15 protein-coding genes are annotated in these 24,343 nt (G+C 52.3%); 5 read left to right on the top strand and 10 right to left on the bottom strand.

Going from position 1 to position 24,343, the window contains the following annotated elements; genetic code table 11:
• Window positions 1-203: 203 nt before the first annotated feature.
• Window positions 204-1,604: a glutamate decarboxylase gene (locus tag HGD79_RS16980; RefSeq protein WP_000372240.1), complete on the bottom strand. Its 1,401-nt coding sequence runs from the start codon at window positions 1,602-1,604 to the stop codon at window positions 204-206.
• A gap of 210 nt (window positions 1,605-1,814) precedes the next feature.
• Window positions 1,815-3,212, bottom strand: coding sequence for a cytochrome c peroxidase (gene ccp, locus HGD79_RS16975; protein WP_000784825.1), 1,398 nt, complete (start codon window positions 3,210-3,212; stop codon window positions 1,815-1,817).
• 404 nt (window positions 3,213-3,616) lie between these two features.
• Here ccp and HGD79_RS16970 point away from each other — a divergent pair, with 404 nt between their 5' ends.
• The gene (locus tag HGD79_RS16970; protein ID WP_000934218.1) at window positions 3,617-5,266 is read left to right on the top strand and encodes an alpha,alpha-trehalase; all 1,650 of its coding nucleotides are present in this window, start codon (window positions 3,617-3,619) and stop codon (window positions 5,264-5,266) included.
• Between the two features lie 50 nt (window positions 5,267-5,316).
• Here HGD79_RS16970 and HGD79_RS16965 read toward each other — a convergent pair whose 3' ends face one another.
• On the bottom strand, window positions 5,317-5,919 hold the full coding sequence (locus HGD79_RS16965) for a response regulator transcription factor (protein WP_001167676.1): 603 nt from the start codon (window positions 5,917-5,919) through the stop codon (window positions 5,317-5,319).
• Window positions 5,920-6,438: 519 nt separating this feature from the next.
• On the opposite strand from HGD79_RS16965, the gene HGD79_RS16960 reads away from it, so the two are divergent.
• The 3 genes from HGD79_RS16960 to HGD79_RS16950 all read left to right on the top strand — a co-directional run bounded on the left by HGD79_RS16960 (window position 6,439) and on the right by HGD79_RS16950 (window position 10,133).
• Window positions 6,439-7,338: a LysR family transcriptional regulator gene (locus tag HGD79_RS16960; protein WP_211086008.1), complete on the top strand. Its 900-nt coding sequence runs from the start codon at window positions 6,439-6,441 to the stop codon at window positions 7,336-7,338.
• A gap of 48 nt (window positions 7,339-7,386) precedes the next feature.
• On the top strand, window positions 7,387-8,400 hold the full coding sequence (gene yhjD, locus HGD79_RS16955; RefSeq protein ID WP_000191257.1) for an inner membrane protein YhjD: 1,014 nt from the start codon (window positions 7,387-7,389) through the stop codon (window positions 8,398-8,400).
• A 410-nt stretch (window positions 8,401-8,810) separates the two neighbouring features.
• The gene (locus HGD79_RS16950; protein WP_001149003.1) at window positions 8,811-10,133 is read left to right on the top strand and encodes an MFS transporter; all 1,323 of its coding nucleotides are present in this window, start codon (window positions 8,811-8,813) and stop codon (window positions 10,131-10,133) included.
• A 233-nt stretch (window positions 10,134-10,366) separates the two neighbouring features.
• Here HGD79_RS16950 and HGD79_RS16945 read toward each other — a convergent pair whose 3' ends face one another.
• Both HGD79_RS16945 and pdeH read right to left on the bottom strand, forming a co-directional pair.
• On the bottom strand, window positions 10,367-12,427 hold the full coding sequence (locus tag HGD79_RS16945) for an AsmA family protein (RefSeq protein WP_168848452.1): 2,061 nt from the start codon (window positions 12,425-12,427) through the stop codon (window positions 10,367-10,369).
• Between the two features lie 69 nt (window positions 12,428-12,496).
• On the bottom strand, window positions 12,497-13,264 hold the full coding sequence (gene pdeH / locus HGD79_RS16940) for a cyclic-guanylate-specific phosphodiesterase (protein WP_001295219.1): 768 nt from the start codon (window positions 13,262-13,264) through the stop codon (window positions 12,497-12,499).
• A 231-nt stretch (window positions 13,265-13,495) separates the two neighbouring features.
• On the opposite strand from pdeH, the gene kdgK reads away from it, so the two are divergent.
• Window positions 13,496-14,425, top strand: coding sequence for a 2-dehydro-3-deoxygluconokinase (kdgK, locus tag HGD79_RS16935; RefSeq protein ID WP_001296796.1), 930 nt, complete (start codon window positions 13,496-13,498; stop codon window positions 14,423-14,425).
• 95 nt (window positions 14,426-14,520) lie between these two features.
• Here kdgK and HGD79_RS16930 read toward each other — a convergent pair whose 3' ends face one another.
• The 5 genes from HGD79_RS16930 to bcsZ all read right to left on the bottom strand — a co-directional run bounded on the left by HGD79_RS16930 (window position 14,521) and on the right by bcsZ (window position 24,338).
• Window positions 14,521-16,017 (bottom strand): pitrilysin family protein, encoded by a 1,497-nt coding sequence (locus tag HGD79_RS16930; RefSeq protein WP_001163135.1) that lies wholly within the window; start codon window positions 16,015-16,017, stop codon window positions 14,521-14,523.
• 220 nt (window positions 16,018-16,237) lie between these two features.
• Window positions 16,238-17,524 carry a C4-dicarboxylate transporter DctC gene (gene dctA, locus HGD79_RS16925; RefSeq protein WP_000858214.1) on the bottom strand — a complete coding sequence of 429 codons (1,287 nt, stop codon included), beginning with the start codon at window positions 17,522-17,524 and terminating at the stop codon, window positions 16,238-16,240.
• Window positions 17,525-17,706: 182 nt separating this feature from the next.
• A complete protein-coding gene (hmsP, locus tag HGD79_RS16920; RefSeq protein WP_001266306.1) occupies window positions 17,707-19,695 on the bottom strand; it encodes a biofilm formation regulator HmsP in 1,989 nt (662 codons plus the stop codon).
• Between the two features lie 81 nt (window positions 19,696-19,776).
• Complete coding sequence (bcsC, locus tag HGD79_RS16915; RefSeq protein ID WP_168848451.1) at window positions 19,777-23,250, bottom strand: cellulose synthase complex outer membrane protein BcsC; 3,474 nt, start codon at window positions 23,248-23,250, stop codon at window positions 19,777-19,779.
• Window positions 23,232-24,338, bottom strand: coding sequence for a cellulose synthase complex periplasmic endoglucanase BcsZ (gene bcsZ / locus HGD79_RS16910; RefSeq protein WP_001307453.1), 1,107 nt, complete (start codon window positions 24,336-24,338; stop codon window positions 23,232-23,234). Before bcsZ ends, bcsC begins: the two co-directional genes overlap by 19 nt.
• Window positions 24,339-24,343 lie beyond the last annotated feature (5 nt).

The raw sequence follows: 24,343 nt of genomic DNA, 5'->3' as shown, positions 1-24,343 counted from the left end.
AAGAACGAAGTGAAATTAATAGCAAGCAAATAATCCCTTTTCGTGACATTAAAGGCAATCGCTACATTTAATAAACATTCATATAACATATATCTTATCAACACGATTAATAGACAGCCAATATATTATTGCGATTAATAAGCAACCGAATGCCCAGCTGTTTTTTTAAAGGCTGGGCATTCGGTTTTTACAACGTTATGTTATCAGGTGTGTTTAAAGCTGTTCTGCTGGGCAATACCCTGCAGTTTCGGGTGATCGCTGAGATATTTCAGGGAGGCTTTGTAGTCTTCCAGCAACAGTTCAGCAAAGTCCATTTCGAAGCCGCGACGACACATAATGCGCATCACCACGATGTCGGTGGCTTCACCGCCGAGAGTGAAGGCCGGAACCTGCCAGCCGCGCAGACGCAGACGTTCAGAGAGGTCGTACAGGGTGTATCCCGGATCTTCACCATCTTTCAGTTTGAAGCAAACCGCCGGGATGCCTTCGTCCGGGCGACCCGTACAGATGAACTCATACGGCCCCAGTTTGGCGATTTCATCCGCCAGATAAGCGGCAACCTGGTAAGAGGCGTTCTGTACTTTGGTATAGCCTTCACGACCGAGGCGCAAGAATTCATAGTACTGTGCAATTACCTGACCCGCCGGGCGGGAGAAGTTGATGGCAAAAGTACCAATTTGACCACCCAGGTAGTCAACGTTGAACACCAGTTCCTGCGGCAGCGCTTCTTCGTCACGCCAGATAACCCAGCCGCAGCCCAGCGGAGCCAGACCGAATTTATGGCCTGAAGCACTGATCGATTTCACACGCGGCAGGCGGAAGTCCCAGACGATATCCGGGGCGACGAACGGTGCCAGGAAGCCACCGCTGGCAGCGTCGATGTGCATGTCGATGTCGATACCGGTGTCGGCCTGGAATTTATCCAGCGCATCGTGCAGCGGTTGTGGGAACTCATAGTTACCGGTGTAGGTCACGCCGAAAGTCGGCACCACGCCGATGGTGTTTTCGTCACAGGCTTCAATCATGCGTTTCGGGTCCATAAACAACTGACCGGGGCGCATAGGGATCTCACGCAGCTCCACATCCCAGTAGCGGGCGAATTTATGCCAGCAGATTTGTACCGGACCGCACACCAGGTTTGGTTTATCCGTTGGTTTGCCTGCAGCTTCCATACGCTTGCGCCAACGCCATTTCATCGCCATCCCGCCGAGCATACAGGCCTCGGAAGAACCAATGGTGTTGGTGCCAACGGCCTGACCATTTTTCGGCGCAGGCGCATGCCACAGATCGGCAACCATATTTACGCAACGCAGGTCGATGGCTGCGGATTGCGGATATTCTTCTTTGTCGATCCAGTTTTTATTGATCGACAAATCCATCAATTTATGGACGTTTTCGTCGTCCCAGGTCTGGCAGAAAGTGGCCAGGTTCTGACGAGCGTTGCCATCAAGATATAATTCATCATTGATAATCTGGAATGCGACATCATCGCGCATTTCGTGCAGCGGAAATCGTTTTGACTCCGCGATAGTAGAAATGGCCTTTGCGCCAAAACGTGAATCGAGTAGTTCTGAGCGGAAATCCGTTAACAGCTTCTGGTCCATTTCGAACTCCTTAAATTTATTTGAAGGCAATAAAAAAGTAGGATTTATCCGCAATGGAAGCAAGGCATTACAGGCTTAATTTAAATAACAAAATCCTAAGCAGAAAAACGACTTTTTATAATATAAACATTTAACATGATAATATTAAAAACAGACTTTATTATCGTAATAAAAATCGCCCAAACATTCCTGTTCGGGCGATCAAATTAATTATTGTTTATCCTGCATATACGGCGTGTACACCCCGTTCAGACTGTGCAGGAAAGCTACGATATCATCCACATCCTCCTGCGGCAGCTCTTTGCCTACCTGATAGCGCAGCATCAGTTTCACCGCCCCGTCCAGCGTCGGCACGTCACCGCGATGGAAGTACGGTGCCGTTAAAGCAACGTTACGTAAACCGGGTACTTTCTGACGCAATTTATCACGCTCTTCTTTAGTCACATTCATACGACCAATATCCGCCGCCGTAATTTCCCCAAAGTTAAAGTCTTTTTTCAGCCCCAACGGTTCAAAGGAACGTCCACCGAGAATAATACCACCATGACAAGTTGCACATTTATTATCTTTAAATAATTGATAGCCTTTTTTCTGTTGCGCCGTCAGCGCATTTTCATCTCCACGCAACCATTTATCAAATGGGGAATCCGGCGTAATTAATGTTTTCTCAAATTCAGCAATGGCATCAGTAATATTTTCGCCACTGAAACCTTGCGGATAGACGCCGAGGAACTGCGCTTTAAGCTGCGGATCTTTTTCCAGCTTAGCAATAATTTCGTCCCAGGATTTCGACGCCATTTCAATCGGGTTCAACGGCGGTCCACCAGCCTGATCCTGCAATGTTGCCGCACGACCATCCCAGAACTGCTCAACGTTAAATACTGAGTTAAATACCGTCGGCGCGTTAATCGGCCCAACTGCGCCACCAACACCAATCGATGTTTTTCTGCCATCGACGCCCCCCGCATTCAACGCATGGCAATGAGCGCATGAAATGGTGCTATCAGCCGATAAACGGGGATCGTGATACAGCGCAAAGCCCAACGCCACTTTTTGCGCATCGGTAGGCAATTTTTGCGGGATGGGCTGCACCGGTTCATTGCGATGCTCCGGAGCAGTATCATTGCTGGCGTAATATTCCGCGCGCTGTTTTGCAATCCAGGCCAGTATTTCCGCCCGCTCTTCATCACTCACCTTACCCGCCCAGTGTAGCGCGGTATAACGCGTTGGTGGCATAGTTTCATACTGCATCACCCATTCAATCTTATTCAGATCGCTTTGCGAAACGGGTTTATCAGCCAGCAGTGCCGCACGCACGGCCTCGAGGTTAAAAGATTTATATCCAAGCTTAATGTCGTAATCCATCAACTGTTTCGCGCCAGGAATATAATAATAGGCGGGTAATTCTGCCGAAGGCGTGTGGCAATAGTCGCATCCTTTTTCGCGGAGAAAGCCTAAAACCTTATTATTTTCACTGACAGCAGATGCCTGAACATCGGCCTGTTTACTGCGTTTATTATCGTGGTACCACACATAACCAGATAACCCTAAATAGCAAATCGCGACGCCAGCCAGGCCGATCGCGGTAATACGTGAGACCATTTTCATTATTCTTCCCTCACGGTGGTGAGTTATTGTGACCCAGAAAATTTTCCAGAATGCTGCAAACGTCTCTGCGAGACAAAGCCATCATAAAAAACAGTAAGATACGCTTTTTGATAGGAATCAATCAATTACATGAATATAAACTATCAATAAGATAGCCTGTGCCTATTACCCAGATCAGGAATGGCATATCATGATTGCGGCGAGAGCAGGATTGAATGTTCTGAAAATGAAAAACAACACGAAATCCGTATTTTTATAAATTCCATGGATATTAGTGCGTTATATTTTTTGACAGGTTAATAAACGTGATCCACCGCACGCTTTGTCGCCCACCAGGCGGAGCGAATGACTACCCTTAAAGAAAAGCCCGATAATTAGCGACGAATTTCGGAGGTTGGATCCTTATGCTCAATCAGAAAATTCAAAACCCTAATCCAGACGAACTGATGATCGAAGTCGATCTCTGCTATGAGCTGGACCCGTATGAATTAAAACTGGATGAGATGATCGAGGCAGAACCGGAACCCGAGATGATTGAAGGGCTGCCCGCCTCTGATGCGCTGACGCCTGCCGATCGCTATCTCGAACTGTTCGAGCATGTTCAGTCGGCGAAAATTTTCCCCGACAGTAAAACCTTTCCCGACTGCGCACCCAAAATGGACCCGCTGGATATTTTAATCCGCTACCGTAAAGTGCGCCGTCATCGTGATTTTGACTTGCGCAAGTTTGTTGAAAATCACTTCTGGCTGCCGGAGGTCTACTCCAGCGAGTATGTATCGGACCCGCAAAATTCCCTGAAAGAGCATATCGACCAGCTGTGGCCGGTGCTAACCCGCGAACCACAGGATCACATTCCGTGGTCTTCTCTGCTGGCGCTACCGCAGTCATATATTGTCCCGGGCGGCCGTTTTAGCGAAACCTACTATTGGGATTCCTATTTCACCATGCTGGGGCTGGCGGAAAGTGGTCGGGAAGATTTGCTGAAATGCATGGCCGATAACTTCGCCTGGATGATCGAAAACTATGGTCACATCCCCAACGGCAACCGCACCTATTATTTGAGCCGATCGCAACCACCGGTTTTTGCGCTGATGGTGGAGTTGTTTGAAGAAGATGGTGTACGCGGTGCGCGCCGCTATCTCGACCACCTTAAAATGGAATATGCCTTCTGGATGGACGGTGCAGAATCGTTGATCCCTAATCAGGCCTATCGCCATGTTGTGCGGATGCCGGACGGATCGCTGCTCAACCGTTATTGGGACGATCGCGACACGCCGCGTGACGAATCCTGGCTTGAGGACGTTGAAACCGCGAAACATTCTGGTCGCCCGCCCAACGAGGTGTACCGCGATTTACGCGCGGGAGCGGCCTCAGGTTGGGATTACTCTTCCCGTTGGCTGCGTGATACTGGTCGTCTGGCGAGCATTCGTACCACCCAGTTCATCCCCATCGATCTGAATGCCTTCCTGTTTAAACTGGAGAGCGCCATCGCCAACATCTCGGCGCTGAAAGGCGAGAAAGAGACAGAAGCGCTGTTCCGCCAGAAGGCCAGTGCCCGTCGCGATGCGGTAAACCGTTACCTCTGGGATGATGAAAACGGCATCTACCGCGATTACGACTGGCGACGCGAACAACTGGCGCTGTTTTCCGCTGCCGCCATTGTGCCGCTCTATGTCGGCATGGCGAACCATGAACAGGCCGATCGTCTGGCAAACGCCGTACGCAGCCGGTTACTGACACCTGGCGGGATTCTGGCAAGCGAGTACGAAACCGGTGAACAGTGGGATAAACCCAATGGCTGGGCACCGTTACAATGGATGGCAATTCAGGGATTTAAAATGTATGGCGATGACCTTCTGGGTGATGAAATCGCGCGCAGCTGGCTGAAAACGGTGAATCAGTTCTATCTGGAACAGCACAAAATGATCGAGAAATACCATATTGCCGATGGTGTTCCCCGCGAAGGCGGCGGTGGCGAGTATCCGTTGCAGGATGGGTTTGGCTGGACTAACGGTGTGGTACGCCGTTTAATTGGTTTGTACGGCGAACCATAATATTTTTACAGCCAGCCGCTAACTTCCTGCTGGCTGTAAAATTATCCTCTTCAGGAGGAGATATTTAACATCATTGCCGCCTGGGTGCGATTTTTCACTTCCAGACGGCGATACAGGGATTCCAGATGCGCTTTTACCGTTCCGGTACTGATATTCAGCGCTCTGCCGATCTCCTTATTTGATTCGCCCGCCGCTAACATGGTTAAAATCTCCCGCTGGCGGGCGCTTAACGATTTGAGATCTTTAATGTCCTTTTCCGGCGTCGTCCGCCAGTCTCCAGGCAGAAACATCATCCCCATCGCCGCACTATTTACCGCCAACGCAAATGTCTCGACGGTTGAATCACGAGGCACAATGGCCAGCACATTAAAATGAATAACTTCCTGTAACCACCGTTTATTGCAATCCGTCGCCGTGATTAACACCTTAACCTCAGGAAACTGCACCACGGTTTTTTGCAGCAACCAGTAGCAAAACTCACCATCCTGATCGCCATCGAGCATAACTAAGGCTTCAGGGTAACTTTCCAGCTTTTGCCATAACTCGTCTGCCTGACTGGCCCCCTGAATACTCACTCCTGGAATACGCTGCTGTAAACTGATTTTCATTCCATGAATAAATATTGACTGCCTGTCAAACATGACTATTTGCATAACTGAATCTCCACCTGAATACGTTAAAAAGACTTAAGTAGTGGAAGGGTATTACCCGCGAGAAAAAATAAGAATTCGCCATTTGGCGGTGGCCATTCTACAGAGATGACGCGTAGAAAATAGTTACCGATATAAATAGTTACAGCTAAACGCCTGAAATTACATGTCGAGGGCACTATTTAAAACAATTTTGAGGATTTCCTTATATTGGTGGTTAGTACGCATGCAATTAAAAATGAAACTCCGCGACCACAAGCAAAAATAACAAACGGCAATGAGACAAAAATAAGCACAAATAGCCAACACGTCCTCTATTCACTTTAAAGGGAATCGCTGAAAAATACGCTCTGTTTAGGGGGATTCACCTTTCTCAGAAAGCTATTCCGCCCTTTTCCTGCTGAGAAATCGCCACATTCGTCATGACAACATTGTGAAACCCGGCATTAGATGTTAGAAAAAACAATAAACAATGCGATATGCGCGTTACTGTTTCGCTGTGAACAACAATCGGTCAAAGAAATGGATAAAATTCACGCAATGCAGTTGTTCATCAAAGTCGCGGAGCTGGAAAGTTTTTCCCGCGCGGCGGATTTCTTTGCTTTGCCAAAAGGAAGTGTTTCGCGCCAGATACAGGCACTGGAACATCAACTTGGCACCCAGCTTCTCCAGCGCACCACGCGACGGGTCAAACTCACGCCAGAAGGCATGACCTATTATCAACGAGCAAAAGATGTGTTGAGTAATCTCAGCGAACTGGACGGTCTGTTTCAACAGGATGCCACCAGTATCAGCGGTAAATTACGCATCGACATCCCGCCAGGAATCGCGAAAAGCCTGTTACTGCCGCGCCTGTCGGAATTTCTCTATCTGCATCCGGGAATTGAGCTGGAACTGAGTAGCCATGACCGTCCGGTAGATATTCTTCATGATGGTTTTGATTGCGTGATACGCACTGGCGCGTTACCGGAAGATGGCGTTATCACCCGTCCCCTCGGCAAACTGACCATGGTCAACTGTGCCAGTCCGCACTATCTGACGCGCTTTGGTTATCCGCAAAGCCCCGATGATCTGACTTCACACGCAATAGTGCGTTATACACCGCACCTGGGTGTACATCCGTTAGGTTTTGAGGTTGCCAGCGTTAATGGCGTCCAGTGGTTTAAGTCTGGCGGCATGTTGACGGTAAACAGTAGCGAAAACTATCTCGCCGCCGGTCTTGCCGGTCTGGGGATTATTCAGATCCCGCGCATTGCCGTGCGCGAAGCCCTGCGTGCCGGGCGGCTTATTGAAGTGTTGCCAGGCTACCGTGCCGAGCCGCTCTCCCTTTCGCTGGTTTACCCGCAGCGTCGGGAGCTTTCCCGGCGTGTAAACCTGTTTATGCAGTGGCTGGCTGGCGTAATGAAAGAGCACCTGGACTGACCGACTATACTTTTTAAGAATGACCACGACAGAAGGACAAAAGAGCGGATGACGCAGGAAAACGAGATCAAACGTCCCACCCAGGATCTGGAGCACGAGCCGATTAAGCAGTTGGATAATAGCGAGAAAGGCGGCAAAGTTAGCCAGGCGCTGGAAACCGTCACCACCACTGCCGAAAAAGTCCAACGCCAACCGGTTATTGCGCACCTGATTCGCGCGACAGAACGCTTTAACGATCGGCTGGGTAACCAGTTTGGTGCGGCTATCACCTATTTCTCATTTTTATCGATGATCCCGATTTTGATGGTGTCGTTTGCCGCAGGGGGCTTTGTGCTGGCCTCCCATCCGATGTTGCTACAGGATATCTTCGACAAAATTCTGCAAAACATCAGCGATCCGACGCTAGCCGCCACGTTGAAAAACACCATCAACACCGCCGTTCAGCAGCGTACGACTGTAGGGCTTGTCGGCCTGGCGGTAGCGCTTTATTCCGGCATCAACTGGATGGGTAACCTGCGTGAAGCGATTCGTGCCCAGTCGCGCGATGTCTGGGAACGCTCGCCGCAAGATCAGGAGAAGTTCTGGGTAAAATATCTGCGTGATTTTATTTCGCTGATTGGTTTGTTGATTGCGCTGATTGTGACGCTTTCGATCACCTCGGTTGCCGGTTCGGCGCAGCAAATGATTATTAGCGCCCTGCACCTGAACAGCATTGAGTGGCTGAAACCGACGTGGCGGTTGATTGGCCTGGCGATTTCCATCTTCGCCAACTATCTGCTTTTCTTCTGGATCTTCTGGCGGTTACCGCGCCACCGTCCGCGCAAAAAAGCCCTGATTCGCGGAACATTTCTGGCTGCTATTGGTTTTGAAGTGATTAAAATCGTGATGACCTACACCCTGCCATCGCTGATGAAATCCCCCTCTGGCGCAGCATTTGGTTCCGTGCTGGGGCTGATGGCATTTTTCTACTTCTTCGCCCGTTTGACGCTGTTTTGCGCGGCGTGGATTGCCACCGCCGAATATAAAGACGACCCGCGAATGCCAGGGAAAACGCAGCCTTAAAATAGGCCGGATGCGGCGTAAACGCCTTATCCGGCATACGATTTTATTCGGCCTGGCTCCCCGTAGGCCGGATAAGATGCGCCAGCATCGCATCCGGCTATAATGCGCACATAACCTCTTGAAACTCTTCCCCAGAGCCTCTTCAGCCATCTATTTGGGAGCAAACAATTTCATTCCAACTCATAACCCCAGCATATAAATCCAGTTGGTAACTTTTATTTAACCTGAAACCAGTTTTATCCACTATTTATAAAATTATGTGAAGCATTTCATAGAAGAAAAATCACTGGCCTAAACATTATCCCCTTTTTGCCTGGTTTTTGACCATTTCCGCGATTTGTTACACATTGAAATATCACTTTTGCTGTGCGTAATATGGCTATTCGTTAGCCAAAAAATAAGAAAAGATTATGCAAGCAACAGCCACAACACTCGACCACGAGCAAGAATACACGCCGATCAACTCGCGTAATAAAGTCCTTGTCGCCTCTCTCATTGGCACGGCCATTGAGTTCTTCGACTTTTACATTTACGCCACTGCGGCCGTTATTGTGTTTCCGCATATCTTCTTCCCGCAGGGCGATCCAACGGCAGCAACGCTACAGTCGCTCGCCACCTTCGCCATCGCCTTCGTCGCGCGCCCCATTGGCTCTGCCGTTTTTGGTCATTTTGGCGATCGCGTTGGGCGTAAAGCGACGCTGGTCGCCTCGTTGCTAACGATGGGGATTTCGACCGTGGTGATTGGTCTGCTGCCGGGCTATGCCACGATTGGTATTTTCGCCCCACTGCTGCTGGCGCTGGCTCGATTTGGTCAGGGTCTGGGCTTAGGCGGTGAATGGGGCGGCGCGGCGCTGCTGGCGACTGAAAACGCCCCACCGCGCAAACGTGCACTGTATGGCTCCTTCCCACAGCTGGGCGCACCGATTGGCTTCTTCTTTGCCAACGGCACTTTCTTGCTGCTTTCCTGGCTACTGACCGATGAGCAGTTTATGAGCTGGGGCTGGCGTGTGCCATTTATCTTCTCGGCGGTGCTGGTCATTATCGGCCTGTATGTTCGCGTGTCGCTGCATGAGTCGCCGGTGTTTGAGAAAGTCGCTAAAGCGAAAAAACAGGTGAAGATCCCGCTGGGTACGCTGCTGACCAAACATGTTCGCGTAACCGTACTGGGTACGTTCATCATGCTGGCAACATATACGCTGTTTTACATCATGACGGTCTACTCTATGACCTTCAGTACCGCCGCCGCGCCAGTTGGGCTTGGCCTGCCACGTAACGAAGTGTTGTGGATGCTGATGATGGCAGTTATTGGTTTTGGCGTGATGGTGCCAGTCGCCGGATTACTGGCTGATGCCTTTGGTCGCCGTAAAAGCATGGTAATTATCACCACGCTGATCATCCTGTTCGCGCTGTTCGCCTTTAACCCGCTGCTCGGTTCTGGCAACCCGATTCTGGTTTTTGCCTTCCTGCTGCTGGGGTTAAGTCTGATGGGGCTGACCTTCGGGCCGATGGGCGCGCTGTTACCAGAGCTGTTCCCAACAGAAGTGCGTTACACCGGAGCATCGTTCTCTTACAACGTAGCGTCGATTCTCGGGGCTTCCGTTGCGCCGTATATCGCAGCCTGGTTGCAGACTAACTACGGGTTAGGTGCGGTGGGGTTATATCTGGCGGCGATGGCTGGCTTGACGTTAATCGCCCTGCTGCTGACCCATGAGACGCGACATCAGTCGTTGTAAGTATCGTGTGGGCAGCCACCCTCACCCCAGCCCTCTCCCTGAAAGGGAGAGGGAGAAAAGCGGAGCGAGATGTTATATCGCGAACATAACAGCCCTCCCCCAGAAAGTGAACGGAAAAGCGGTACTCGTTGTTTCAACACGCACAAAACAGTCCCCTCGCCCCTTTGGGGAGAGGGTTAGGGTGAGGGGAACACGCTGCTCCCGAACTCACCAGCAAACACAATCCAACCTCATCACTTCTTCATCTGCGACAATATCGTCCGACACTGATTAGCCTCCCCTTCGGAAGGTGAGATCAGTGCCAGTAACGCCGCCGCCGGTGTTACCAGCGTTGCCAGTGCCGCAGCAACAGCACCACGGGCAATCAACGGCCCGGCTTTCACCCCAGCCTGCGGATTTTTAAACGTCCCACGCACATACAGCGGCGAACGCAGTGTGATAATCCGAATCCCTTTACTCTCCGGATCAATAGTCAAATCCAGCTGTTCCGAAGCAAAACTTGCCGTGCCGGTAACATTAATCAACGCGTTCTCAGTATCGAAAGCAAAAATCTGCGGGCGCGCCACGCCGTTGGCAATATTCAGATTCGCCGCCGCGCAGTTCACCCGCACCTCATCGTCACCAAATATCGCACCGACAATGTAGTTGCCGACATTCAGCCCAACAATCTCCATCAGGTTGCGGCTCACCAGCCCGTTATTCATCAACAGTTTCAGGTTGCCGTTACTGTTGCCTAAAAGCGCCGCCACCGAGTTACCGCTACCGCGTAGTTCCGCGTCACCGTTCATTTCCCCCAGCGTCTTCTGCATCAGTTCCACATCGGGCATCAGTTCTTTCAGTTTCAGTCGACGAGCCTGAATATCTGCCCGCCCCTGCATCGGCTTTTTATCGCCTTCCAGATGGATATTCGCCGCAATGCTGCCGCCCGCCATGCCAAATTTCAGCGGTTGCAGGCGCAGGTCAGCATTTTTGAGGATGATATGAGTAGAAAGATCGCTAATCGGCAGGCTACTGCCATGCTCAATGCGCCGCCCTTTGAAGCGAACATCGGCATCCATAACGTCCCATTTATCGGTTTCGAAGCGGTCATAAGGCAGCACTTTGCCCGCAGGCTGAACGCTTTTTTCGCCCTTCTTCTGTTCAGACCGTTTCGACTTTTCTGCCCCTTTCCCGGAGTCAACGCCAATTAACGGTCCCAGGTCCGCCAGCCGCAATTGCCGCGACTCGACATCACCTTCCAGTTTTGGTCGTGGCTTTCCGGTGGTGTAGACCAGAGAACCGTGGATATCGCTATCGCCAATTCGCCCATTAAAACCGCGATAATCAAAGACCGACGATTTTTCAGTGTCGATTTTCGCTACCAGCCGACCATCCGTTTCAAACGGCGGGGTATCGGGCAGCAGAACGCCCGTCAGTTCATAGAGATCACCCAGTGAATCGCCAGAAAATTTAAGCCGTAAATCGACACCGCCCATCTTCATTGGGTCATTCACGACGCCATCAAAAGCAACACGGGTGTTACCAGAGCGGAAATCAGCCTGTACCGGAAACGGCGTTCCTTCGCCACGCAGCGCCAGCATACCGCCTATTTTTCCCGTACCCGTGAGCGGTTCACCGTTATAACGTCCCTGCGCCTTCAGGCCAAAAACGTAATCGCCCACCTTTTCTTTATCCGCTTTACCTTTCGATCCAGTAACTTCGCTGAACGGCAGCGGCTTGCCTAACGGATCAACAAAAATCTCCAGATCCGCTTTGCTTACTTTGTCATCAATAGCGATCCGCCCTTGATCGAAAAGAATATTATCCAGCCGAAACGACCATGCCGACGGCTTTGCATTCGCGTCTTTGTTATCATCGTTGGCGAGATTAAACGTCCAGTTATTGTTCTTTTCGGAGAGGCGAATCAGGCGCGCGTCGGGCTTTTCGAGCTTGATCCACGGCAGCCAGACCGTTTTGGTCAGCAGCGCCAGCGGGGCCAGCGTTGCCTCTACGCGTGGCAAATGCACCATCGTGACTTCGGGAATATCCGGTGGATTGCCAAGAATGATGTCTTCCGCGTGTACATGGGGCCACGGCACCCAGCTGCGCCAGCCAGTTTCTTGTTTTTGCCGCTCCCACACCACGCCCAGATCGCCACGGATAGCGAACGGACGATTCAACTCCGCAGAGACTTTCTGGTTGATGGTCGGTTTGAGTCGATTCCAGTCAAAAGTTGCAATCAAAATGATCGCCACGACAATCAACAACAAGAAAGCCACTGAAATCGCAGCGGTTATTTTGCCTGCCTTGCTCATCGTTCGCTTCCTCATATTCTTCCTGTGCCAGTCCTAAAGATAGTCCAGCCAGGCGGAAAATGAGGCAGCTTATAGCGCCAGAACCGCCGTATTCAGCGTTTCTATCGGTGCCGGGCGTGAAAGAAACCAGCCTTGTGCGGCGAATGCGGGCGAGTTCTGAACATCACGCCACTCTTCCGGCGTTTCTACGCCCTCGACAATCACCCCGCGACAATAGCGATTCATTAGATGTAAAAGCTGAGAAAAGAGTGTGCGTCCTTCCGGCGACTGACGCAGCATCACAAACAGTTCTCGCGCGATTTTGATGTAGTCATAACGCACTTCACTTAGTGCAGAGAAATTTGCCATCCCGGTACCAAAATCATCCAGCCACAGCGGGCCAAATTCACACATCGAGGCAAAGGTTGAATCTTTCGGCAGACGGATATGCTCCACCAGTTCGAAACGCAGCCAGGGAAGACGCTCAATCTGGCGCAGGATTTTTGGTTGCTGACGCAGGGCGATGAGCGTAGGGCCATCAATATTGACCGATGCCAGCAGGCCGTGCTCTATAAAGAAGTCGGCTTTTTGCGCCAGCAAATCAATCTGCTCTTTCACAACCTCCATCCGATGGCTGACGGTGATTTCAGTAAAATAGCGATCCGGCGGCAGGCGTTGCGAAGGGTTCAAGGGATGCGTGACCACCGTTAATAGCTCCACGGCCATTAACCGTCCGCATGTTTGATAGATCGGCTGCCAGGTGTAAGCACGCTCACACTGCAACCAAAAACGCCGTTCCTGCAAGCTCTCGATGCTTGCTTCAGGGTTGCTTATTCGCTGGATAACCTGCCTTATCATCAAAGATGTCCTGTGTTTAAAAGTGATGCTGCCCGGACTCGACAAAGATTATCGGCGCGCAAGGGCAGAACTTTACCGCCTGGCCGGGGTAAATTTCCTCACTCCACAACGGAATCTTTCAGGAATACGTTCTGGCTCAAAAAAATAATGGAACACTGTTTTAATATGGTTGACCAGCAAACCACCACAGCGCAAACTAACGCTAATTTTTTACAGATCAGGTTCACGACTATGTCCAAAAAGATTGCCGTGATTGGCGAATGCATGATTGAGCTTTCCGAGAAAGGCGCGGACGTTAAGCGCGGTTTCGGCGGCGATACCCTGAACACTTCCGTCTATATCGCCCGTCAGGTCGATCCTGCGGCATTAACCGTTCATTACGTAACGGCGCTGGGAACGGACAGTTTTAGCCAGCAAATGCTGGACGCCTGGCACGGCGAGAACGTTGATACTTCCCTGACCCAACGGATGGAAAACCGTCTGCCGGGCCTTTACTACATTGAAACCGACAGCACCGGCGAGCGTACGTTCTACTACTGGCGGAACGAAGCCGCCGCCAAATTCTGGCTGGAGAGTGAGCAGTCTGCGGCGATTTGCGAAGAGCTGGCGAATTTCGATTATCTCTACCTGAGCGGGATTAGCCTGGCGATCTTAAGCCCGACCAGCCGCGAAAAGCTGCTTTCCCTGCTGCGCGAATGCCGCGCCAACGGCGGAAAAGTGATTTTCGACAATAACTATCGTCCGCGCCTGTGGGCCAGCAAAGAAGAGACACAGCAGGTGTACCAACAAATGCTGGAATGCACGGATATCGCCTTCCTGACGCTGGACGATGAAGACGCGCTGTGGGGTCAACAGCCGGTGGAAGACGTCATTGCGCGCACCCATAACGCGGGCGTGAAAGAAGTGGTGGTGAAACGCGGGGCGGATTCTTGCCTGGTGTCCATTGCTGGCGAAGGGTTAGTGGATGTTCCGGCGGTGAAACTGCCGAAAGAAAAAGTGATCGATACCACCGCAGCTGGCGACTCTTTCAGCGCCGGTTATCTGGCGGTACGTTTGACGGGCGGCAGTGCGGAAAACGCGGCGAAACGCGGGCACCTGACCGCAAGTACCGTTATTCAGTATCGCGGCGCGATTATCCCGCGTGAGGCGATGCCAGCGTAAACGCAGCATATGCAAAAGGCTGGATAAAGTGTTACCCCTCTATCCAGCTCATCCATAAATACCTGATGGTTGTGCTAACTCATCACCATCAGGCATTACTGTGCAGGTGGAATATCCGTCACTTCAGGATGTACGTCATCCGTGGCGACAGAGGTGGCGGCAGCAGCAGTCGATGGGGCCATGATTTGATCCCAGGCCGCCTGCAACGCTTTCATGTTAAATTCCGGCTCGCCTTTCGGCTGCAGCAGTATTAACGCCATATCATTCGACAACTGCTGACGCAGATCCTGATTTAACATCTCCACCGTCAGGCTGTTAAGGAAATCCTGCCGCAGTTTCTGATACTGCTCCGGCGCGATATCGACGACCTGATTTTGCAACGAACGCATCCGCTGACCCATCAGAATATCGGTATCAGCCCGCGCATAGGCGGCAAACAGTTTCTGCAGCTCCAGTTTCTTTTGCGCCACTAACGCATTGAACTCTTCTTCCGGCAGACCTTTATCGCGAACCTTCGCCAGTTCACGCGCCACCAGATTAAGGTTGCTGTTCAGCTTGTCGTTTGGTGATTCGATGTTGATGGCACACTGCGCACGCAGATACAGCACACGGCAGTCAAATCCAAGACCGATGTCTTTGCTGTTACTGGCGCTTAACGCTTGCTGAACATGCCAGAACAGCGCCTCGCGGGCCAGGTCCGCACGCCAGTAGCGCAGCAGTGCGGCTGATTCACGAATCGGCTGCCACGGCGTATCCCACATGATAGATAACCGGTCCTGACGTACCGCGTCAGTCATAATACTCACCGCTTCCGCACGCAGCGGAGAAAGCGTCGGCACCGGAGCTGGCGTTTCACGTTTGCCTTTCAGTTCGCCAAACGTTTTGTTTATTTGGTCGACAACCGAGCGCGCATCCACGTTTCCCACCACCAGTAGCGTCATTGCATCCGGGGTGTACCATTTCTGATAGAAATCTTTAATTTTTTCCGCTTCAACGGGTTGTTTCAGCGGATCGGCAGGATCGTGACCTAACAAGGTTGATCCTTTCAGACGATAACGCCACCAGCCCTCTTTAGTATCGGCAGGCCAGGTTGCCACCATGTCCTGACTTTGCAGCGCGTGGTTGATGGTTTCTGGCGTGATAGTCAGTTTGCCAGTGGCATTTGCCAGGTAAGAGAGCGCCTCTTTCAGCAAATCGTTACGGTTATTGGGCAAACTCAGATTAAACAGCGTAGTGTCATACGAGACAATTACCGGCGGCATCGGGCGTTTAGGGTCGATCCCCTGCTGCCACAATGAACGCGCCTGTGCTGCGTCAAGGCCACCGCTTTGCGTTAGCGCAATACGAGGGATGGCGTGACTGTAACCGCTCTGTTGTGTACTTTCGGCGAGCGAACCGGTATTAACCAGCAGGCGAATTTCAACACGATCGCTGGGACGCTGGGGGGTGGTCAGCACTTGCCACTGTAAACCGTTGGAAAGCGTCCCCTGTTGCCATGCTGGATCAGGCTGGAGCGCATCTGCCTGCACATAGCCAGCAGTGGCCATCATCAGCAAACCGCCCGCTAAAAGTCGAATTTTTGTGCCCTGCATGTGAACCCCTGATCAACTATCCTGGTAATAAAAAAACTGCCCGTTGTCGGTCAGTCTAAATGACGTTAAAAACACTTCGTGTTAGACCGCAAGAACATGAAAATGTCACGGAAGAAGTGAAATAAACCTGAACTCACCCAGGTGGTAAGTTCAGGCACAGGGGTCAATTATGCGCAAACACCCGCACTCGGGGAAGGGAGTGCGGGCATAAGTGATGAGATTAAGAGGATAATTCGTGCGTTTTGCCATCCGGCGCACGATTATTCAGCACATCGTCCAGTTTTTTGTGGTCCAGTTCTTTCACCCACTTAGCAACGACAATGGTCGCTACGCCGTTACCGACCAGGTTAGTCAGCGCACGAGCTTCTGACATAAAGCGGTCGATACCGAGGATCAGCGCCAGACCCGCTACCGGCAAATGGCCCACCGCAGAGAGCGTCGCCGCCAGCACGATAAAGCCACTACCCGTTACCCCTGCCGCCCCTTTAGAAGAAAGCAGCAACACGATTAACAGCGTGATTTGGTGGACGATATCCATCTGACTGTTAGTGGCCTGGGCGATAAACACCGCCGCCATTGTCAGGTATATCGATGTGCCATCAAGGTTAAACGAGTAGCCTGTCGGGATGACCAGCCCCACCACCGATTTACGGCAGCCGAGTTTCTCCATCTTGTCGAGCATACGCGGCAGCGCCGACTCGGAAGATGAAGTCCCCAGTACAATCAGCAGTTCTTCACGGATGTAGCGGATAAATTTGAAGATACTGAAACCAGTCGCTTTAGCGATTGAACCCAATACCAGCACCACAAACAGGATACAGGTAATGTAGAAACAGATAATCAGCTGCCCCAGTTGCACCAGTGTGCCGACGCCGTATTTACCGATGGTAAACGCCATTGCCCCGAACGCACCAATAGGTGCCAGACGCATGATCATATTGATGATGCCGAAGATGACCTGCGAGAAACTTTCGATGACGTTAAAAATCAGTTGGCCTTTGCTGCCCAGACGGTGGAGCGCAAAACCAAACAGTACGGCAAACAGCAGCACCTGCAGAATGTTACCGCTGGCAAATGCGCCAATGACGCTCGCCGGGATGACATCCATAATGAAGGCGACAATGCCCTGGTCTTTCGCCTGATCGGCGTAAACCGCTACCGCTTTCGCATCAAGCGTTGCCGGATCGACGTTCATTCCGGCACCAGGCTGCACGACGTTAACGATGATAAGACCAATAATCAGCGCGATGGTACTGACAATCTCAAAGTAAAGCAGTGCGACTGCGCCGGTACGACCGACCGCCTTCATGCTTTCCATGCCCGCAATGCCCGTTACGACGGTACAAAAGATGACAGGAGCGATGATCATCTTAATGAGCTTAACGAAGCCGTCGCCAAGCGGTTTCATTTGCTCGCCTATTTCAGGATAGAAATGGCCAAGGAGAATACCAATGGCTATCGCTGTCAGGACCTGAAAGTAAAGGCTTTTAAACAGAGAGGTTTTCATAGGGTGTCCTTTAGTAAAACCACAGGTCTTGTAAGGTTATGGGGTACCTGCGGCCTTAAAATAACACCCAGACAACATCACAGAAATGTACCTGGATCATAATTGAAACAAAAAGGTTAAAAAGTTTGAGCTGGCTCGCACAAACCAGCACTTTTTAAAGTTTTGTAATCAGTTTGGGGTAGCTACTTTTCTTCCAGGTAACTCTCTTCGAAGATTTCAATAGGGAGTGGTCGAGCAAAAAGGAAGCCCTGGGCAATACCAACGCCCGCTTTTGCCAGCCAGTCGCGTTGTGCTTCAGTCTCCACGCCTTCGGCAATCATTTGTAAGTTCAGGCTCTGCGCCAGCATGATAATTGCAGCAATCATGCTGCTATCTTCCGGCAAGCCTTCAACAAACATTTTGTCGATTTTCAGTACGTCGATTGGCAACGATTTCATATGCTGCAGCTGACGCAGCCCTGCGTAGCCCATGCCGAAATCATCCAGCGCCACCCGAACTCCGGCATTGCGCAGCGGACGGAGGATTGCCACCGCAGCATGAGGGTCGTCAATACGTCGGCTTTCTGTCACTTCCAGAATCAGTGTTCCCGGCTGAATGCGATAGCGGGTTAACAGTTCCAGCATATCCGCCACCATATTCGGGTGCATCAGTTGCAGCGCAGAGAGGTTTACCGACAAGGGCAGCATAATGCCGCGCTCTTGCCAGGCTGCAAGCAATCGACAGGACTCTTCCAGCACCCAGTGACCGACGGTAACCATGAGCCCACAGCACTCAATGCGATCGATTAAGCCATCCGGCAGGTCCCAACTGCCATCCGGTTGCTGGATACGCAGTAACACTTCCGCACTGACCAGTTTACCGCTGGTCATCTCGACCTGTGGCTGTAACCAAATTGCAAACTGATGATTTTCCAGTGCATTAAGGATATCGCTCTCTTCCGTCAACCGCTTCTGGGCGGCTTCCATCTGCTGCGGATCAAAGAACTGAATCTGATTCTTGCCTTTATGGCGAGCGGTAAATGCCGCAGAAATAGCGCGACTGTAAAGCTGTTCGGCGGTGAGATCGCCGTAGAACATCGCCACGCCAATGCTACAGTGCGGACGGAGTTGAATACGTTCAATCGGCAGGCGCTCGCTCATGATAGTGAGCACTTGCTGACCTAAGGTGATTGCGTGCCACGGTTCCTGTACACCGTTGGCAATGACAGCAAAGTCATAACCGCTAATCTGCGCGAGGATCATACGTGGCGACAGTACCGATTTGAGTTTTTCCACCAGCGTCAGCAGCAGAATTTCTCGTTGCGCCTCTTTCAGCACGCCCGCAGTATCACGCAGGGTTTCACAGGTGATGATCATCAGCGCGGTGGTTTGTTTACGCGCGACAACCTGCTCCAGCATCTCCATCAGCAAGGCTTTGTTCGGCAAATCCGACACCGGGAAGCGCATCGCATTTTCGTTCTGTTCTTCATAATGGCGCTGCAGCAATTGCTGGTTGAGGTTGTAACTGCGCACCAACATACCGATTTCATCGTCCTGATGCAGACGCGGTAATGCCAGTTGGTGACCAACAAGCTCCTGGGCTGGGATGGCGTTAAGTTCGCGAGCAATATTGCGTAACGGATGCAAAATCAGGCGGTTAATGCACCAGCTGATGGCGACGGTCAGGATAAGCGACAAAAGTAAGTAAATGGTCACTAACGTTGAGAGGGTGCTCATCACGAACTTATACATACGGAAGGAATCCGCCTGTAGTACCAGATAGGCAATTGGCTGCGGGTTTGCCGGACGTTCGAGCGAGTAAACGCCCAGCGAGATTTGAACCGGTAGCTCAAACAGGCGAGTAACCATTACCGGCACCGGGCGCTCTGGAATAAAACTTTTACGCAGCGCCTGGAACTGGTTAGGCAGCACTACATCGGCACGGCTGACCACGCCTGCCGGTTTAATGCTGGCAAGAATAGCTTCCGCTTCGGGAATATCGCCTTTCAAAATAGCTGAAGATAAGGGTTCGCGGACAGAGCGAGCAATGCTTTCCAGTTGCGTAGCCGTGTTATAGCGATTCTGTTGGACCAGATGGAACAGCAAAACGGTGCAAAAAATAAAAACGAACACCAGGACAACGGCTGCCACCATTGCCATCTGCTTGATTGTTAACGAGCGACTTACGCGCAAATTGTCTCCCCCCGGAAATCCCAGATTGCCGCCCGAGTATACCCGATCGCAGCGGCATTAAGAGAGGCGCTATCTGAAAACTTACCAGTCGGCGTAAGGTATCAGCGGCTGCGGCGGTAAATCCATGTCACCCTGCCATCCGGCGGCGGAATAACGTACGTAGAGCAGGAAATGGCTGGGTGCGTAATCTTTCGCCTGCTGGATATCAATTGCCGTGCCAACAAACCAGTTGGAAGTAACACGTCGTTCAAGTAATGCCCGCGCCGTGTAGCCGAAGCCCTGACTGCTGCCGCCATCGTTGGATTGCCGCGCAGCTTCTTCCTGCCAGTCGGTCGGGATCAGATTCATCAGCGGATAACGCGGCATGGTTTTGGTGCGTGAATGCGACCACGAGCCAGACGCCCCCAGCTCCCACGACCAGTTTTCCGTGCGCTCCCGCCACATCACCGGTATGGCAAACGACAGGTATTCCTGCGGACTGTAGTAACCGCCCTGACCGAGTGAGTAGCCACTCAGATCTTTGTCGTAATGCCAGATCATGTTGTTCAGGCCGATTGTGACGCGGCGATTGTTCTGGTTAATGACCTTATAGTAATAGCCCGTCATCCAGCGCACGCGCCAGTTATCTTCGACATTTTTACCGGTTAACTGGTCGCCACTAAGCGATGCCCAGACGCCGTTTGCTTCACCTTTATCGTAGCTCAGACTTAGCCCCACACCGTCGGCACGTACGCCACCCCATTTTTTCCCGGTATTGCTCGGGGAGTCTTTTTGCCCACCAAAGGCCAGCAAAGAACTGGAGATGGGCCGACGGTGGGCGTTAACGGTGTAACCCAGCGGCCCGATATCATCGCTGTAACTGATGCCGCCGACCACATCCACCACGTTGAAGCCCATCGGCGTGGTACCGATATCCCAGCTCCAGACGTCATTTCGCCAGCCGACCGCCACGCTGGCACCGGAATCCGACTGGCTGCGGTTGCCGCTACAGTCCTGTAATGTACAGGTGCCCCAGTTGTCATCCCATTTACCATCGGCATTAGTGGAGAAACTGCCGACGTTCATATTGACGAAATCACTGCGAAAGAACATCCGCCCGTCAGAATACGGCGCATCCACCTGCAACATGGTAGTGTGCGCTTTCAGATCGGAGTAACCACCGGTGCCGCTCGAACCCCAGTAATCATGCTCGAGGGTGACGTTAAGATCCTGCTGGCGATAGAGGTCCGCCGCATCGCTGCGCACGCCGCGTTTCAGCCAGTCATCTTTCTCGTCGTTACGGGTCAGTCGGGTAAAGGTGTCGTTATCCTGCGGACGCGTCGTGGTCACACCGGATGCGACCATGGCGTCTTTGTAGGTTTCCAGCGCCTGCGTTGGATCGCCCGCCTGCGCTTCAAACTTCGCACCGTCGCGCAGCACCATCGCGCTTTCCATCGACGGTGGCTGAGATTTTGCCTGCGGGATCAACTTATTAAACGTCCGCTGCGCTGCTGCGGTATCGCCAAGCTGCGCCTGTGCCAGCGCCACGCGCCGCTGTGTGTTCAGCGAGGCGTTATCGGTAGCGGGCAGTTTCGCCAGCTGGCTACGTGCCGCCGCTTTGTCACCGGCAGCAATATCCACTTCCGTCAGACCAAGAATGGCGTCGGCGTTAGCTGGCTCCCGCGTCAGGACATTCTGATATGCAGCACGGGCGGCGGTGTAATCACGTCGTTGTTGCGCCCAGTCAGCCAGCGTGAGGTCAATACGCGTGGAAGGTGGTTGCTGACGCAGCATCGCTTCCGCTTCAGCTTCTTTGCCGCTTTCTCGCAGGCGATTAGCGGTTTCCAGCACCTGATCGCTTTGCAGTCGATTAACCAGCTCCTGAATATTGCTGTTCCACTGCGCGCGCGGCAGGCTGTTGATATGCGCCAGCGCCGCTCTGTCCTGGTCATGACCAGAGAGGTACAGCCCGTAAGCGTAAACCTGCTCCGGGTCGTTCAGCTTATGCTGCGCCAGATTGCGCATTAACGTATCGGCCTGGCTGCGTTGTCCGGCCTGCCAGAGATCCTGCGAAAGTCGGTAAGTAATCCATACGCTGCCGGGGTCCAGCGCCAGTCGTTGCCGCTGAAGTGCTGCCGCCTGCGCCCATTTGCCCTGGTTTTCCAGTGCCTCTGCCTGCTGTGCCAGACGGTCGTTTTGCAGGCTGCGTTCGATATCATCAATGCTACGCCGCTGACTGGCAGAGAGCGAGGCGATAAACGCTTCAGCTTTTTCTGGCGATTGCTGGCGGTAAATATTTGCCAGCCCGCGCACGGCGTTAGTGTTGCCGCTGTCCATACGCAAGGTCTGCTGATAATAACGTTCGGCGGCGGGATAATCTTTTCGCGCCATCGCCACATCGCCCAGCCCCAGCACTGCATAACTGTCGGTGTTATCGACATTACGCGCCTGCTGGAACAGGCGTTCTGCCCGGTCAGGATTATTGGCTTTCAGCGCAGCATCGCCCTGCTGGATCGCCAGCCAGTAGCGGTTTACTTTCAGCAGACTGTTCCATTTGTCGTTGTTGCTGCTGTGCGGGTCCAGTGCGAGGGCTTTTTCCAGATTCGCCACTGCATTGGCGCGATCGCCTTTCTGAGAATACGCCTGGCCCAGCGCCCCCAGAGCTTCACTGTCTTTCGGGTTCGCCCGCACCGCCTGTTGTAGTTCGGGAATGGCTTTACCCGCCATACCAGAGTCCACCGCCGCTAAACCTTGCGCACGAGCGCGGAAAGCAGGATCGGCCAGCTGTTTTTGCTGTTCTGCCAGTTGCGATTGCGCAGCCGCCACGCTATCGCCATCACTAAAGATCGAGAGATATTTTTTCAGCGCCGACACACTGGCATCACTGACGGGCATGTCTTTAATCTGCCCGTACCAGATTTTAGAGGCCCCTTCGCGCCCGGCGTTCGATTTTGCCATCTGTTCCAGGACGGCAAAACCTTCGTCACGGCGATCGCTACTAAACAGCAATAGCGCCAGATTGTTTTGCAGGCCCGTATTGCCCGGTGCATCCGCATTGATGCGTTTTAACTGATTAATCGCTTCGCCACGGCGAGCCGGAATTTTCGCCACCGTACTCCAGTACTCGACAGCAATGTCACCTTCCGGCGGCGCACCGTTGAACAGTTTGTTGTAACTCGCCACAGCTTCTTCTGCATGACCGGTCGTCGCCTGCAATCGTGCCTGTTGCAGTGCCTGACGACCATCCGGCGTGGAAAGTAGCATCGTAGTCCGCGACGATTTATACGCATTTGAACTCGGCGCTAACTGCGACAGCCGATCGAGCTGTTTTTGCGCGCCATCAATATCGCCCTGACGTAACAAAGAACGGAAACGGGCGGCAACGACGTCCGGGTTATTCGGATCAATAAGTTCCAGCCGATATAACGACTGTTGCACCAGATCTTCACGATGGGTCGCTTCGCCTAACCGAACTTGCTCCAGCAACTGTTGCTGAGCGGTTGGTGCTGCCTCGACCATCGGCATGACGGCCAGACCGAGGGAAAGCGTGAATATGTTTAGTGTGAATTTGCGCATTCCTGGCCCCAGTCAGGTAATAACTCACCTTTTGTCGAGAAGCGGAAACGGTGTTGATCCCAGCCTTGTCCAAACAGGGTCAGCACATAGTTGTAATAGGCATCGCTGCCGGGAAAGTTATCGGCCACGCGCTGGCGCTGAACGGCCTGCGCATCGCGGTTTTGTAAAAAGGGCAGCATGGCGGCAGAAAAACCGACTGGTCCTTTACCCTGCGCTTTCCCCGTAGCCACATCCACTTTTTCCGGCGGATAACCGTTTTTCTCAGTGAATGTCGCCATCGGTTTAAACCGGTTGAGCATCCGCGCTTTCTGCGGATCGCTGTCAGGCATCATGCCTACCCACATGTAAACGCGGATGGCGTCGTAGCTGCTGATCAATGTTTTTTCGGCTTTTAGCTGCCAGCCTTTGTCTTTCTCATAGCGCACCCAGTCTGGCGAAAAACCTTTCGGGGCGGTTTCCAGCAATAAACGTTGATTGGTTTCGCGCAGCGTGGTCCACGGCGCGCCAAAGCGGGTGAAATACTGCGCCAGCGTCGGCGGCAGGTAGCTGGGGTTAAAACGCCAGCTGTTATCCTCAGCAAAACCCACTTTGCCCGGTAACAACATGGAACCCAGCCCAGGCACCGTCACCACTTCCTCCCGCGCAATACGTTTTAGCAACGCGCTGCCGATGTCGGTATAACGCTGCTCTTTCCACAAACGCCCCGCCTCCAGCAACGACCAGGCCATCCAGACATCACCATCGGAGGCCGAATTGCTGTCCAGCACTTCCCACTTACTGTTCTCTTTCTTGCCCCACAGCCAGGCGGGCAAACGTTCTTTTAAAGAGCCCTGAGCGAGATTGTTCTGCGTCCAGTCGAGAATATTATCGAAAGCTACACGGTCGTTAGCCGCCAGGGCAAAGAACATACCGTAACTTTGCCCTTCGGAGGTGGTGATTTTGCGCGCGTCGCTGGGGTCGATGACGCGCCCTTCCTGACTGATGTAATCCTTTTTAAACTGCTCCCAGGCAGGCCAGGTACAGGCTGCCTGAACACTAAAGGCAGCCAACAGCAGCATCGTCACGATTCCACTACGCAACACATTCATCTTCA

It is taken from the genome of Escherichia sp. SCLE84, from assembly GCF_012584495.1.
In the GTDB taxonomy this organism is placed as follows: domain Bacteria; phylum Pseudomonadota; class Gammaproteobacteria; order Enterobacterales; family Enterobacteriaceae; genus ECMA0423.
The sequence above is the reverse complement of the archived record's forward strand: the minus strand, read 5'-3'. Positions and strand labels throughout refer to the sequence as shown.